General features: G+C 46.4%; 1 protein-coding gene. It reads left to right on the top strand.

Annotated features, from left to right (window positions below):
- On the top strand, positions 1-345 hold a 345-nt coding region (locus tag EN869_RS33805), incomplete at both ends, for a sulfotransferase (RefSeq protein WP_135916133.1).

Raw genomic sequence — 345 nt, 5'->3', positions numbered from 1 at the left:
GCGATCGGTTCCTCGAATACCAGTCACGTAACGGCGGCCGGCAGATCATGGAGAACACGCCTTCCAATGTCCTGCGCGTGCCGTTTGTCCACGAGATTTTTCCGGAAGCCATATTTCTCTATATTACGAGGAATCCATTTTCCTGTGTAAGCTCCATGGAGTTCAAATGGCAAAGAACAAAGACATTCAAAGGTATTCGAAGAACATTGTCGACCACACCAGTGACGCAAATTCATTACTATGCAAAGGATTTTATCACGCAGATCATTGCCAAGAAAATATTGAAGAGAAAATACACTCCGATCTACGGGCCGCGTTACAAAGGGATAGATCGGGACCTGCAGG

This window comes from Mesorhizobium sp. M2D.F.Ca.ET.226.01.1.1 (assembly GCF_004022705.2).
Classification (GTDB): domain Bacteria; phylum Pseudomonadota; class Alphaproteobacteria; order Rhizobiales; family Rhizobiaceae; genus Mesorhizobium.
This window is presented reverse-complemented; position numbering and strand designations above follow the sequence as displayed.